General features: G+C 71.4%; 13 protein-coding genes. 7 read left to right on the top strand and 6 right to left on the bottom strand.

All coding sequences use genetic code 11. The features are described 5' to 3' along the window. Window positions 1–6: 6 nt before the first annotated feature. The 3 genes from ACH4U8_RS21510 to ACH4U8_RS21500 all read right to left on the bottom strand — a co-directional run bounded on the left by ACH4U8_RS21510 (window position 7) and on the right by ACH4U8_RS21500 (window position 2,222). The gene (locus ACH4U8_RS21510) at window positions 7–177 is read right to left on the bottom strand and encodes a hypothetical protein (RefSeq protein WP_395779425.1); all 171 of its coding nucleotides are present in this window, start codon (window positions 175–177) and stop codon (window positions 7–9) included. A 36-nt stretch (window positions 178–213) separates the two neighbouring features. Continuing rightward, on the bottom strand, window positions 214–1,374 hold the full coding sequence (locus ACH4U8_RS21505; protein WP_379987558.1) for a serine hydrolase domain-containing protein: 1,161 nt from the start codon (window positions 1,372–1,374) through the stop codon (window positions 214–216). A 158-nt stretch (window positions 1,375–1,532) separates the two neighbouring features. Further along, the gene (locus tag ACH4U8_RS21500; RefSeq protein ID WP_395779423.1) at window positions 1,533–2,222 is read right to left on the bottom strand and encodes a substrate-binding domain-containing protein; all 690 of its coding nucleotides are present in this window, start codon (window positions 2,220–2,222) and stop codon (window positions 1,533–1,535) included. Between the two features lie 237 nt (window positions 2,223–2,459). Here ACH4U8_RS21500 and ACH4U8_RS21495 point away from each other — a divergent pair, with 237 nt between their 5' ends. The 7 genes from ACH4U8_RS21495 to ACH4U8_RS21465 are packed head-to-tail and all read left to right on the top strand — an operon-like array spanning window position 2,460 to window position 9,693. Continuing rightward, complete coding sequence (locus ACH4U8_RS21495; RefSeq protein WP_395779421.1) at window positions 2,460–3,674, top strand: 4-hydroxybenzoate 3-monooxygenase; 1,215 nt, start codon at window positions 2,460–2,462, stop codon at window positions 3,672–3,674. Between the two features lie 27 nt (window positions 3,675–3,701). After that, window positions 3,702–4,727, top strand: a complete 1,026-nt coding sequence (locus ACH4U8_RS21490; RefSeq protein WP_395779419.1) for an amidohydrolase family protein — start codon at window positions 3,702–3,704, stop codon at window positions 4,725–4,727. Window positions 4,728–4,746: 19 nt separating this feature from the next. Then, window positions 4,747–5,442, top strand: coding sequence for a 4-carboxy-4-hydroxy-2-oxoadipate aldolase/oxaloacetate decarboxylase (gene ligK / locus ACH4U8_RS21485; RefSeq protein WP_395779417.1), 696 nt, complete (start codon window positions 4,747–4,749; stop codon window positions 5,440–5,442). Continuing rightward, on the top strand, window positions 5,439–6,359 hold the full coding sequence (locus ACH4U8_RS21480; RefSeq protein ID WP_395779415.1) for an amidohydrolase family protein: 921 nt from the start codon (window positions 5,439–5,441) through the stop codon (window positions 6,357–6,359). Before ligK ends, ACH4U8_RS21480 begins: the two co-directional genes overlap by 4 nt. A gap of 25 nt (window positions 6,360–6,384) precedes the next feature. Continuing rightward, complete coding sequence (ligA, locus tag ACH4U8_RS21475) at window positions 6,385–7,692, top strand: protocatechuate 4,5-dioxygenase subunit alpha (protein WP_395779413.1); 1,308 nt, start codon at window positions 6,385–6,387, stop codon at window positions 7,690–7,692. A 1-nt stretch (window position 7,693) separates the two neighbouring features. Further along, a complete protein-coding gene (locus ACH4U8_RS21470) occupies window positions 7,694–8,668 on the top strand; it encodes a Gfo/Idh/MocA family oxidoreductase (protein WP_395779411.1) in 975 nt (324 codons plus the stop codon). Then, window positions 8,665–9,693 carry an aldo/keto reductase gene (locus tag ACH4U8_RS21465; protein WP_395779409.1) on the top strand — a complete coding sequence of 343 codons (1,029 nt, stop codon included), beginning with the start codon at window positions 8,665–8,667 and terminating at the stop codon, window positions 9,691–9,693. The genes ACH4U8_RS21470 and ACH4U8_RS21465 overlap by 4 nt, the downstream gene beginning before the upstream one ends. Window positions 9,694–9,859: 166 nt before the next feature. On the opposite strand, the gene ACH4U8_RS21460 is transcribed toward ACH4U8_RS21465, so the two are convergent. The 3 genes from ACH4U8_RS21460 to ACH4U8_RS21450 all read right to left on the bottom strand — a co-directional run bounded on the left by ACH4U8_RS21460 (window position 9,860) and on the right by ACH4U8_RS21450 (window position 13,862). Further along, window positions 9,860–10,558, bottom strand: a complete 699-nt coding sequence (locus tag ACH4U8_RS21460; RefSeq protein ID WP_395779407.1) for an ATP-binding cassette domain-containing protein — start codon at window positions 10,556–10,558, stop codon at window positions 9,860–9,862. A 201-nt stretch (window positions 10,559–10,759) separates the two neighbouring features. Continuing rightward, window positions 10,760–12,022 carry an ABC transporter ATP-binding protein gene (locus ACH4U8_RS21455; protein WP_395779405.1) on the bottom strand — a complete coding sequence of 421 codons (1,263 nt, stop codon included), beginning with the start codon at window positions 12,020–12,022 and terminating at the stop codon, window positions 10,760–10,762. A gap of 958 nt (window positions 12,023–12,980) precedes the next feature. Next, window positions 12,981–13,862, bottom strand: coding sequence for a geranyl diphosphate 2-C-methyltransferase (locus ACH4U8_RS21450; protein WP_360305671.1), 882 nt, complete (start codon window positions 13,860–13,862; stop codon window positions 12,981–12,983). Window positions 13,863–13,873: the final 11 nt, after the last annotated feature.

Here is a 13,873-nt window from a genome sequence, read left to right as displayed (position 1 = left end):
GAACTATCATGGCACATCGATTGCGCCGCGCGGCGCCTGACCGGCGCGCCATTTGTCGGCGCTGTCTTTGTCCTGGTACGTGTGGTGTTTCGGTCCATCGACCGACGCTATTCGGATGCCTTCGGGCCACAACGCGCGAGTGGATTCGGGCGGCCTGTCGCCATCGGCGAGAGCCATGGCGCCATGATGACGCCATGGCGTTCGCGGTCCGGCTCAGCAGTATTCGGCGCTCAGGATGGGCAGGATGGTCTCCGCCCCCCAACTGGCGTTGTAGTTGAACGCGATCCGGTGCCGGCCGTCGTCGGTGGTGGCGACCATGGAGATCCACCCCAGCATGCCGCCGTCGTGGTACCACACGGTGGTGCCGCAGCCCAGCGTGTACCGCTCGATGCCGAGTCCGTAGGAGGCGCCCGGAAAGTCGGGGTTGTCGACGGTCGCCTTCATCGCCGCCAACTGCCGCGGCGGCAGCAGCTTTCCGCGCATCAGGGCACCGTAGAACCGGTTCAGGTCGGCCGCGCTGGAGATGATGTCCCCGTTGCCCCAGCTCTGGGACCCGTTGACCGCGGTGACGTCGTCGACGCGATCCGGCTGTGCCGGGAAGAGCTTGGCGTAGCCTCGGCTGCTCGGTCGGGGCAGGCGGCTGCTCCGCCCGGGGGTGGAGGTCGCTTCCAGGCCCAGTGGTTCGATGATGCGGTCGCGTACCTCGTCCTCGTACGACCTGCCGCCGACCCGCTCGACGATCAGCGCCGCCAGCACATCGTTGGTATTGGAGAACGAGTGCCGGGCCCCGGGCGTGAACAGCGGCTCGTGGGACAGACCCACCCGCACCCGCCACTCGGGCGTCAGCGTGTCGTAGCGGTGCCGGAGGTAGCCGTCGCCCGCCAGGTACGCCTCGCCGTACGCCGGGTCGGCGAGGTAGTCGAACAGGCCGCTGGTGTGGTTGAGCAACTGGCGCACGGTGATCGTGCGGCCGTCGTTGCCGTTGCCGCGGACCAGGCCGGGCAGTCGGCGCTCCACGGTGTCGTCGAGGTCGAGCCGGTGCTCCGCCTCCATCTGGAGCAGCACGGTGGCCACAAAGGTGTTGGTGAGGTTGCCGACGCGGAACCGGTCGTCCTTGCCGCGCGGCGCACCCGTGCTCAGATCGCCCACGCCCGGCGCCGACTTCCAGACTCCGTCGGCATCGTGTACCTGTGCGGTGATGCCCGGAACACCGGCCCGCACGGCCGCGTCCAGCGCGCGCTGCGTCGCCTGGTGGCCGCCCGCCCCGGCACCGGTGCCCCGCGCCGCCTGGGCGGAACCGGTGAAGACGCCGGCCGCCATCGCGATGGCCGCCAGCACGGCCACACCGGCCCTGGATCTTTTGCGTATCGCCATTTCCGCGCTCCCGGGAGTCGTCACCACTCGCCTGTATGCCGTACTCGTGCGGTCCGTCGGCGGCAGCGTAGATCACCATGGCCGGGTACGGGGCGGTTGCGCGGCAAGAGCGCGGCCGACGCGGAAAGCGCGTTCGCGTGTCTCGCCGGCGGGACAGCTCAGGCGGCCTGCATGCCCCTGGCGCGGGCGGTGCGCGAGGCGGTTTCGCAGCCGAGCAGGTCGAGCACCTCGCGGGCACGATCGGGCCGGGTCGAGGAGGCGGGCACGGCCGCGCCGAACGTCGAGGTGATCGCGGCGGCGCCGGGCAGCGGGCCGATCACGGTGACGCCGGGCAGGTCCATCAGTTCGCTGTGCTGTTGCAGGGCCAACTCGGCCGCGCCGGACGCGAGCAGGCTGCCGACCGGCACCCCCGGCGGGGCCTGGACGAGGCGGGTGCGGAGCGGGTCGGCGAGGTCGAGCCGGGCGATCAGTTCGAGCAGGGCGGTGCCGCTGGGCCCGGTGGAGTAGGCGATCCGGTCGGCGGCCAGCAGGGCGGCGCGCAGATCGGCTTCCGAGTCGAGAGCCGGCACCGGCGATCCGGTCGGCACGGCGGCGACGACCCGGGAGACCCACAGCGGGCGCACGGTGCCCTCGACGAGGTGTCCCTCGCGGGCCAACTCGGCCAGTGCCCCGTCGGCCAGCACGAGCACATCGGCCTCGGCGCCCTCGCGTACCCGGCGCGCGATCTCGACCCCGCCGGCCGACTCGAAGGCCACCCCGATGCCGTGCGCGAGCCGAATGTGGTCGGCGACCTCGGCCAGGATCGCCCGCGTTGCCATCGAGGACAGTCCACAGATGCGTCGGTCCACGTCGCCTCCCCATCTTCGACAGTCGGTACGTCCGGCGATCGGGCAGCCGGTCCGCGCACCCCCGTCGGCGCAGACCGGTCGCGCCACCGAGCGCCGGACGTCTGCGCCGAGCCTGCCAGGCGGGCCCGGATCCGCCCGAGCGGTCTTCCGCCTGGCGGAAAGACCGCCCGACCCGAGGCCGTCCCGGATGCCAGGGTTCGAGGAGTTCGAGATGTTCGCCGCCCTCCGGGAGATGCCATGGCCGATGCCGCCGCTGTCGACACCGTCACTTCGGTTCCGGTAGCAATCGTCGGGGCCGGTCCGGCCGGGCTGATGCTGGCGCATCTGCTCGGTCGCGCGGGCATCGAGTCCATCGCGATCGACACCCGCACCCGGCACGAGATCGAGACCACGCAACGCGCCGGCATCCTGGAGGCGGACGTCGCCCGGGACCTGGTCGAGACCGGCGTGTCCGACCGGATCCTGCGCGACGGCGACGAGCACGAGGGCATCGAGCTGCGCTTCGGCGGCCGGCCGTACCGCATCGACTTCAAGGAGCTGGTCGGCGAGTCGGTGTGGCTCTACCCGCAGACCGACGTGTTCATCGACCTGGCCGCCGCCCGGGACCGCGACGGCGGCACCGTGCACTTCGGCGTCCGGGACACCGAGGTCCTCGACGTCACGAGCGAGCAGCCCCGGGTGCGCTACACCGCGCCCGACGGGACCCGCCACGAGATCCGGGCGCGCTACGTGGTCGGCGCGGACGGGTCGCGCAGCATGTGCCGCGGCCTGGTGCCCGAGGACCGGCGGGTGCGCTACACCAAGGAATACCCGTTCGCCTGGTTCGGCATCATGACCGAGGCGCCGGCGAGCGCGCCCGAGCTGGTGTACGCCTGCTCCGAGCACGGCTTCGCGCTGATCAGCCAACGCACCGAGACCGTGCAGCGGATGTACTTCCAGTGCGACCCGGACGAGCCGGTCGACGCCTGGTCGGACGACCGCATATGGGCGACGCTGCAGGCCCGGGTGGCCGGCGAGGACGGCTTCCGGCTCACCGAGGGGCCGATCTTCGAGAAGACGGTGCTGCGGTTCCGCTCGTTCGTGCAGGAGCCGATGCGCTGGGGTTCGATGGTCCTGGCCGGCGACGCCGCGCACACGGTGCCGCCGACCGGCGCCCGCGGCCTCAACCTCGCGCTGCACGACGTCAAGGTGCTCGCCGACGTGCTGCTGCGGGCACTCGGCGGCGAGGGCGCGGGAGCACTGGAGGACTACCAGTCGCGGGCCCTGCAACGGGTATGGCGGGCCCAGAACTTCTCCTACTGGATGACCCGGCTCCTGCACACCGCGCCGGGCGGCACGCCGTTCGACTTCCGCCGTCAGCTCGGTGAACTCGACAACGTGGTGGGCACCCGTGCCGGCCGCGGCTACCTCGCCGAGCAGTACACCGGCTGGCCCACCCGCACCTCGGCCTGACCCCGGACCACCCCCAGGAGACAACGCATGATCATCGACTGCCACGGTCACTTCACCACCGCGCCGGCGCAACTCGCGCAGTGGCGGGATCGGCAGGCGGCGGCGGTCGCGGACCCCCGCGACGCGCCCGACCCCGACGACCTGGTCATCACCGACGACGACCTGCGTCGGGCGATCGAGGACAACCAACTGCGCCTGATGGACGAGCGCGGCAGCGACCTGACCATCTTCTCGCCGCGGGCCAGCTTCATGGCGCACCACATCGGCGACTTCGCGGTCTCCTCGATCTGGGCGCGGATCTGCAACGACCTGGTCCACCGGGTGAGCACGCTCTACCCCGACCGGTTCGCCACCGGCGCGATGTTGCCGCAGTCGCCGGGCGTCGACCCGGCGACCTGCCTGCCCGAGCTGCGCCGCGCGGTGGAGGAACTGGGCGCGGTGACGATCAACCTCAACCCCGACCCGTCGGGCGGCCACTGGAGCGCCCCGCCGCTGACCGACCGCAGCTGGTACCCCATCTACGAGGCGATGGTCGAATACGACATCCCCGCGATGATCCACGTCAGCACCTCGTGCAACCCGGCCTTCCACACCACCGGCGCGCACTACCTCAACGCCGACACCACGGCGTTCATGCAGTTGATCCAGGGCGACCTGTTCGCCGACTTCCCGACGCTGCGGTTCGTGATCCCGCACGGCGGCGGCGCGGTGCCCTACCACTGGGGTCGGTTCCGCGGCCTGGCGATGGCGCTGGGCAAGCCGGACCCCGAGACGCTGTTGGACAACGTCTTCTTCGACACCTGCGTCTACCACCAGCCCGGCATCGACCTGCTCACCCGGGTGATCCCCAGCCGGTCCGTGCTCTTCGCGAGCGAGATGATCGGCGCGGTCCGCGACATCGACCCGCGCACCGGTCACCACTTCGACGACACCAAGCGATACGTCGACGCCACCGCGAACCTCTCCGACCCGCAGCGGGCCGACGTCTACGCCGGCAACGCCCTCCGCGTCTACCCCCGACTCGCCGCCCGCCTGGCCGCGGCCGGTCACTGAGACCCCAGGAGCAGAACCCATGGAGCACACCGAGATCGGCGTCGTGCACACCTCGATCACCCGGGCCGACCCCGAAGCGGTCGCCGCGCTGTCGGCGTTCGGCGTGGCCACGATCCACGAGGCGATGGGCCGGGTCGCACTGATGCGCCCCTACCTGCGCGGGGTCTACTCGAACGCCCGGCTGTGCGGGACGGCGGTGACCGTGCTGCTGCAGCCCGGCGACAACTGGATGTTGCACGTCGCCGCCGAGCAGATCCGCGAAGGCGACGTAGTGGTCGCGGCCTGCACGACCGAGAGCGAGGACGGCTTCTTCGGCGAACTGCTCGCCACCTCGTTCCGCGCCCGGGGCGCCCGGGGCCTGGTCATCGACGGCGGCGTGCGCGACGTGGCCGAGCTGGAGGAGATGGACTTCCCGGTCTTCGCGCGGGCGGTCAACGCCAAGGGCACGGTCAAGGCCACACTCGGCTCGGTCAACGTGCCGGTGGTCTGTGCCAACGCCCTGGTCCGCCCCGGCGACGTGGTCGTGGCCGACCGCGACGGCGTCGTCGTGGTGCCGCGCGAACGGGCCGCCGAGGTCGCCGAGGCGTCCGCGAAGCGCGAGGCGAACGAGGAGGGCAAGCGCGCGCGGTTCCGCACGGGCGAACTCGGCCTGGACATGTACGACATGCGCGGTCCGCTGGCCGCGCTCGGACTGCGCTACGAGGACCGGGCATGACCGAGAACTTCGAGAAGACCCCCGGCTGGTTGGACTGGTACGCCCAGCCGAGCCGGCCGCACTTCCGGCTGCCCGAGGGCGCCGTCGACGCGCACTGCCACGTCTTCGGCCCGGGAGCGGAGTTCCCCTTCGCCCCCGAACGCAAGTACACCCCGTGCGACGCGTCCAAGAAGCAACTCTTCGCGCTCCGCGACCACTTGGGCTTCGCCCGCAACGTCGTGGTCCAGGCGACCTGTCACGGCGCGGACAACGCCGCCATGGTCGACGCGCTGCGCGCCTCGGGGGGCCTGGCCCGGGGCGTCGCGACGGTGCGGCCGGGGATCTCGGACGGGGAACTGCGCGAACTGCACGAGGCCGGCGTGCGCGGCGTGCGGTTCAACTTCGTCAAGCGCCTCGTCGACGCGGCACCGCGGCAGGACCTGTGGGACGTGGTCGAGCGGATCAAGCCGTACGGCTGGCACGTCGTGATCTACTTCGAGGCCGCCGACCTCGCCGACCTGCGCGACTTCTTCCTGGACATCCCGGTGCCGCTGGTGATCGACCACATGGGCCGACCCGACGTCACCCGGGACCCGCACGGCCCGGAGTTCGAGGCGTTCGTCGACTTCGTCCGGGCCAGACCCGACATCTGGTGCAAGGTGACCTGCCCGGAACGGCTCTCGGCGAGCGGCCCCGCGGCCCTGGACGGCGAACAACACGCGTATCGCGACGTCGTCCCGTTCGCCCGACGGGTGGTCGAGGAGTTCCCCGACCGGGTGTTGTGGGGCACCGACTGGCCACACCCCAACCTCACCGCGCACATGCCCGACGACGGCCTGCTCGTCGATTTCATCCCGCACATCGCGCCGACGCCGGAACTGCGCCGCAAGCTCCTGGTCGACAACCCGATGCGGCTGTACTGGCCGGACGCCACCTGACCCACCGTACGATCGGAATCCCACCATGGCGCTGGACAAGACCTACAAACTGGTTCCGGGAACGACCGTCTTCGACGCCGAGCAGTCCGCCAAGGGCTACCACCTCAACCAGTTCTGCATGTCGCTGATGACGGCGGCCAATCGTGCCCGCTACCTCGCCGACGAGCGCGCCTACCTGGACGAGTGGCCGCTGCGCGAGGCGCAGAAGCAGGCCCTGCTCGACCGCGACCTCAACGCCGCGATGGCCGAGGGCGGCAACATCTACTTCCTCGCCAAATGGGGCGCGGCCCTGGGCCTGTCGTTCCAGCAGATGGCGGGCTCGATGACCGGCATGACCGAGCACGACTATCGCGAGATGATGGTCGGCGGCGGTCGCTCCATCGAGGGCAACCGGATCGACCACGCCGTCCTGGACGCGGCGTACGCCGACCCGACACCGCCGACCGAACACGCCACGATCACCGCCGGCGTCTTCACCTCGCACGTGCCGGCGATCGGCGCGGCGATCGACCACGGCAAGACCGGCGAGCCCTATTGGCAGCCGCTCTTCGAGGGCTACGAGTACGCCAAGCAGTGGGAGCGGGAGAACATCCCCGACGTGGTCTTCCTGATCTACAACGACCACGCCACCGCGTTCGACGTGTCGCTGATACCGACCTTCGCGCTCGGTACCGGCGCGGCCTACCCCACCGCCGACGAGGGCTACGGGCCGCGGCCGGTTCCGGGCATCGAGGGACACCCCGAACTCGCCGCACACATCGCGCACTCGCTGATCCGCGACGACTTCGACCTCACCCTCGTCAACGAGATGGCCGTCGACCACGGCCTGACCGTCCCGCTGTCCCTGATGTTCGGGGACGTCGACGCGTGGCCGTGCAAGGTGATCCCGTTCCACGTCAACGTGGTGCAGTACCCGGTGCCCTCGGGCGCCAGGTGCTACGAACTGGGCCGGTCGCTGCGCAAGGCGATCGAGTCCTACGACAAGCCGTTGAAGGTCCAGGTGTGGGGTACCGGCGGGATGAGCCACCAGCTCCAGGGCCCGCGCGCCGGCCTGATCAACCGCGAGTGGGACAACGCCTTCCTCGACAGGCTGATCCGGGACCCGGCCGGTCAGTCGCGGGTGCCGCACCTGGAGTACGTCGAAGAGGCGGGCTCGGAGGGCATCGAGCTGGTCATGTGGCTGATCGCCCGCGGGGCGATGAGCGACATCGACGGCTCGGGCGAGGTCGAGGTCAAGCACCGCTTCTACCATGTGCCGGCCTCCAACACCGCCGTCGGCCACCTGATCCTGGAAAACCACCCGCGGGCCCGGACGCCCGCCACGAAGGAGTGACATGAGCGCCGAACAGACCGTGCGGATCGCCCTCGCCGGGGGCGGAGCCTTCGGCGCCAAGCACGCCGCCGCGCTGGCGCGGATCGAGGGCGTCGAGGTGACCGCGATCGTGAGCGGCACCCTGGAAAGCGCCCGAAAGTTCGCCGCCGAACAGGGCGTGGGCCGCGGCGTCGCCTCCCTGGAGGAGGCGCTGGCGATGGACGACGTCGACGCCGTCATCCTCGCCACCCCCACACCCCTGCACGCCGCGCAGACGATCGCCTGCCTGGAGGCGGGCAAGCACGTCCAGGTGGAGATCCCGCTCGCCGACTCGCTCGCCGACGCCGAGGCGTGCCTGGCCGCGCAGCAGCGCACCGGACTGGTCGCGATGGTGGGCCACACCCGCCGCTTCAACCCCAGCCACCAGTGGGTGCGCCGGCAGGTCACGGCCGGGGACTACCGCATCCAGCAACTGGACGTGCAGACGTACTTCTTCCGCCGCAAGAACCTCAACGCCCTCGGCGAGCCGAGGTCCTGGACCGACCACCTGCTGTGGCACCACGCCGCGCACACCGTCGACCTGTTCGCGTACCAGACCGGGTCGCCGATCGTGCAGGCCAACGCGATCCAGGGCCCGATCCACCCCGAACTCGGCATCGCCATGGACATGTCGATCCAACTGCGCGCGGAGAACGGCGCGATCTGCACCCTGTCGTTGTCGTTCAACAACGACGGACCGCTGGGCACGTTCTTCCGCTACATCGGCGACACCGGCACCTACCTGGCGCGCTACGACGACCTGGTCACCGGCAAGGACGAGCCGATCGACGTGAGCGGGGTCGACGTCTCGATGGACGGCATCGAACTCCAGGACCGCGAATTCGTCGCCGCCATCCGCGAGGGGCGCGAGCCGAACTCCTCGATCGCCCAGGTGCTGCCCTGCTACCGGACGCTGGACGCCCTCGAGAAGCAGCTCACCGCTGCCGTGAACCCGTGACCGCGACCCGCCCGGCGAACCCGGGCCACGCGCCGCGCCGGATCGGCCCGTTCGAGGTCTCGGCGATCGGGCTGGGCTGCATGAATCTCAGCCACGCCTACGGCGTCCCGCCCACCCGCGAGGACGCCGAGACGCTGCTGCACACGGCCGTCGAGGCGGGCGTCACGCTCTTTGACACGGCCGCCCTCTACGGCTTCGGCGCCAACGAGGAACTGGTCGGCCATACCCTCGCCCGCCACCGGGACCGGATCGTGCTGGCCAGCAAGTGCGGAATGACCGGCGTCGAGGGGCGGCGCGTCATCGACGGCCGGCCCGCGACCATCCGGCGCACCGCCGACGAGGCACTGACCCGGCTGAAGACCGACGTCATCGACCTGTACTACCTGCACCGCCTCGACCGGCAGGTCCCGATCGAGGAGAGCGTCGGGGCGATGGCCGAGCTGGTCGATGCCGGGAAGGTCCGCACGCTCGGGCTCTCCGAGGTCTCGGCCGCGACGCTGCGCCGGGCGCACGCCGTGCACCCGATCGCGGCGCTGCAGAACGAGTACAGCCTCTGGTCGCGCAACCCCGAACAGGGCACCCTCGCCGCGACGGCCGAACTCGGCATCGCCCTGGTGGCGTTCAGCCCACTGGCCCGCGGTTTCCTGACCGCCGAGCCGCCCGAGCCCGCGGCGCTGACGGAGCGGGACATCCGGCGGAACATGCCGCGCTTCGACGCGACCAACTACCCCGCGAACCTGGCCCTGCGCGCCCGGATCGCGGAAATCGCCCGCGACGCCGGCTGCACCACGGCCCAACTGGCCCTGGCCTGGCTGCTGTCCCGCGGCGACCGGGTGATCCCGATTCCGGGCACCCGATCCGTCGACCACCTCCGCGAGAACCTCGCGACCCTCACCCTCGACATCCCCGCCGAGGCGCTGCACGCGGCAGGTCTGGTCCTCGACGCCGACACCGTCCACGGTCCCCGCTACAACGAGTCCACCCTGAAGGAGATCGACACCGAACCATGCGGGAAAGCCGGCTGACCGGCCTGCGACGACCCGCGGCCCGCCCGGCGCGACATCGAGCCCGCATCGGGGCGGGTCGTCGGATGGTTGGGGCATGCCCGATGATGCCGCGCATGTCATCCGCTGCCTTTTGTGGTGCCGCGGGCCTCCCCGTGCGACGGGGAGCCCCGGGGCGGGCGCGGCGTCACGCGGACGCGTCCGCCTGCCGTTGGAACATCTCGGCGTATTCGCCGGGTCGGGACATCAGTTCCTCGTGGCTGCCGACGTCCTGGACCCGGCCCTGCCGCATCACCACGATCAGGTCCGCCATCCGTACCGAGGAGAAGCGGTGCGAGACCAGCAGGACGACACCCCCGCCGTGTCGGACCTCACGGGCCGCGCCGGTGTATCGCTCGTAGAGGGCGTGCTCGGCGACCGGGTCCAGGGCCGCCGTCGGCTCGTCCAGCAACAACAGCAGCGGGGTGCGTTTCATCATCGCGCGTGCGGTGGCCACGCGTTGCCACTGGCCGCCGGACAGTTCGACGCCGTCCCGGTAGGTCCGACCCAGGTGCGACGCGAGACCGTCGGGCCGGCGGTCGGGAAGGCGCGCCGCGTCCGCGGCCGCCGGCGCGCGGGCAACCGGCGCCGCCTCGTCCATCCGGGCGGGGTCGCCGGCTCCGACGCTGTGCTGTCCGCTGGTCTCCAGCCTGGCGTAGTCCTGGAAGGTCCCGGAGACACGTTCGCGCCACCGGTCGATGTCCAGGTCGGTCAACGGCGTGCCGTCGACGAGCAATCGGCCGCCGTCGGGGGTGTACAAACCGCACAACATCTTGACCAGCGTGGTCTTCCCCGCCCCGTTGAGACCCACCGCCACCGTGCGACCGGCGGGAAGATGCAGATCCACGTCCTCCGGACAGGGCCGGTCGGCGCCCGGACAGGTGAACGTGACGCCCTCGAAGGGCGCCCCGACGGCATCCGACGGCGATGCCGCTCAGCGTCCGGCGGTTGCCGTGCCGCAACGCGTCCGCGAGCACCTCGGCCCGGCGGCGTGCCGGGTAGGACCGAACCGGGTCGTGCCGTGCCGCGTCGTGGGTCTGTCGGCTCATCACTCGCCCTTCCCGGCAAGGTCGCCGGTTGTGTCGGGGATCCGGCCGTCCGCACGAAAGCGCTGCGCCTGTAGGTCGTACAACGTCGCGTATCGGCCGCCCGAGGCGATCAGCGCGTCGTGGGTGTCGTCCTCGGCGACGACGCCGTCGGCGATCACGACGATCCGGTCCGCCCGGCGCACCGTGGACAGCCGGTGCGAGACCACGATCGAGGTGACGTCGGCCAGGCCGGCCATCGTCCGGTCGAACAGGGCGGCTTCGGTCATCACGTCCAGGGCCGAGGTGGGTTCGTCCAGGAGTACGACGCGGGCGCCGGTGCGGGCCGCGTGCAGGGCCCGGGCCAGGGCGACGCGCTGCCATTGGCCGCCCGAGAGGTCGATACCGCCGCGGAAGGCGGGCGACAGGGGAGTGTCCCAGCCGGCCGGCAGCTTCGCCACGACATCGGTGAGGCCGACGACGGCGGCGGCGCTTTCGACGTCGGCCTGCTGCTCGGGCCCGACGTGCGGACCGTGGAACGCGGACAGCCTGACGTTGTCGCGGGCCGACAGGCCCAGTTTCAGGAAGTCCTGGAACACCACGGCGATGTGGGCGCGCCACTCCTCGGGGTCGACGCCCGAGATGTCGACCCCGTCGAGGAGGATGCGACCTCGGGTCGGGACGAACAGGCCGCACAGCAGCTTGATCATGGTGCTCGTGCCGGCCCCGTTCTCGCCGACGACGGCGATGTGTTCGCCGGCTCGCACGGTCAGGTCGAGGCCGCACAGCACATCGTGCTCGGTTCCCGGGTAGCGGAACCACACGTCGTCGAAGGCGATCGTGGCACCCGGTTGCGGTGACGCCGCCCGGGCGGGTTCACGCTCGACGGGAGCGCTCGCGGTCGACGGGCGCCGGCGGTCCCGCCGCGGGCCGCGGAGGCCGTCGGTGGTTCGCAGCGCGGCGAGTTGGTGGACGGCGGCCGCGATGAAGATGGCCTCGTACCCCATCACGCCCATGTGCGCCAGGCCGACCACCGCGCCCAGCGAGACCGCCAGCCGGCTCGCGGTTAGCTCCCCGTCCGCCGCGTCGAGCGTCAGTACGACGAAGGGAACTCCCGCGCCCAGGGCGGAGAGCAGGAAGACCCGGATGTGGTTCGGCGTGGCCGCCTGCATCAGCCGGCCCAACACCGCGGCGTCCGCGTCGGCGTGCTTCGCGTAGCGGGCGGTCGCCCAGGGCCCGAAGCCGAAGATCCTGGATTCCTTGGCCCCCGGGGCTCCGCCGGCCACCTGGGCCCAGTACTCCGCAGCGCGACGGGCCGGCGCACCGCGGCGCCGGTTCGGCGGGTTCCCGGGGGGAGCGGTGAGGGCGGGATTGTCGCCACTGGCGGGGGAGCTTGCGGCCGTGGTGGACGCGAGCCGGGCCCCAGGCGCATCTCCGGTGAGCAACTGTCGGTGGCGGCGACCCGATTCGCGCCCGACCTGGTCGGAAATCCGGAATGGCCGCGGCGGTTCGGCCGGGCGCTGGAGGAGTTGCAGGCCGCGGGGCGAGTCCGGTTGCCCGCTCGCGCGTCCCGCACCGGTTGGGACCGACGTACCGACCCGCCGCTGCCACTGTGGATGACCCGGGTGGTTCCGGAGCGGATCGCCGAGCCGGCGAAAGCGCGGCGGGTGTGGCCGTACGCGCTCGAAGCCGCCGGGCGGCGGAATCGGCCGCACCCGGCTTCTGGTCGCCGAAAACCTGGCGACGTACTCGTCGTTGGTCGGCGCACTTCGGGTCCTGCCGCGGGACCGCCGACCGGACCTGCACATCGCCTGGGGCGGCGGCAACGCTTTCGCCCGGAGCGTGCACAGCACGCCGCTGCTGGACCCGGTCCCGGCGCAGGTCTTCTACTTCGGCGACCTGGACGTGGCCGGGGCGCGGATCGCGGCAGCCGCGACGCAACAGGCCGAGGAGTTCGGACTCGGCCTGCCACGACCCGCCGTGCCCTTCTACCGCTTCCTCGTCGAGGGCCCACCCTCCTGGCGCGGCCCCGACCGCAGCAACCGGCCCGGCAGTTCCCACGGCACGCTGCTTCCGTGGTTCCCGCCGGACCTGCGCCCCGCCATCGCCGAACTCTTCGCCACCCGTCGGCGCATCCCCCAGGAACGACTCGGTCTGTCGGCGCTACACGCCGACCCCTCCCTCTGGCTGTGGTTGATCGATCCGCCCCGAGGGCGCCCGGGCCCTATCGGGTCCTTGTCGGGTTCAGATGCGGTCGGCGGCGATCAGGAGGTATTGGAAGGAGCCGTCCCGGTAGGAGTTGATGAACGCCTCCTCGATGCCGGTGACCAGGGAGGAGGTGGCTCGCGCCTCCCAGTAGGGCAGCGTTGCCGGGGTCAGGTCGATGACGGCCTGGGGGACGAGGCGGTTGTCGGCCATGGTGCGCATGTACTCGCGGCGCGAGTGGATGTTGCACTCGAAGTGCGCGTTGATCCGGGAGACCCACTTCGAGGGCTGGCCGTAGCGGGGGTTCCAGCAGCCGGTGATGGTCACGTAGCGGCCGCCGACGGCGAGGATGCGGGAGTGCTCGGCGAAGAGGTCGTCCAGGTCGACGTACATGCTCGACTCGTTGTTCCACGAGGCCGCCACCCGCCCCGTCTCGAAGGGCATGTCGAGCATGTTGCAGACACGGGCGTGCACGGAGTCCGCGATGCCGAGTTCACCGGCCCGCCGGTTCGCGAACTCGGCCTGCTTGGCCGACAGCGTGACGCCCTCGACGTCGCAGCCGAAGCGCTGGTGGGCCATCACCATCGAGCCGCCGCGGCCGCAACCGGCGTCCACGAGCGTGTCCTCGCGGCCGATGGTGCCCAGGTGGTCCAGGAGGGTGTCGGTCTGGGCCGATTCCAGGCGGTGCAGCTCGGCGATCAGCCGCTGCTCGTAGCCGCTGTCACCGGTGTTCCCGAGGGCGGCGTGGTCGACGGGGCCGATCCCGTAGTGGTGGTGGTAGAGACCGTCCACGTCGCCGAGCCGCAGGTTCACCGGCCGCGCCTCGTGGTCCCAGTAGCGGGCGATGTCGCCCTGGTAGGGCGTGGCCGGGGCGGGCACGAACGCGGAGACAGGGGCGACGATGTGCTGGGTGTTGGTCACAGATGAGTCCG

The sequence above is a fragment of the Embleya sp. NPDC020886 genome (assembly GCF_044333915.1).
Taxonomy (GTDB): Bacteria; Actinomycetota; Actinomycetes; order Streptomycetales; family Streptomycetaceae; genus Embleya.
The sequence above is the reverse complement of the archived record's forward strand: the minus strand, read 5'-3'. Positions and strand labels throughout refer to the sequence as shown.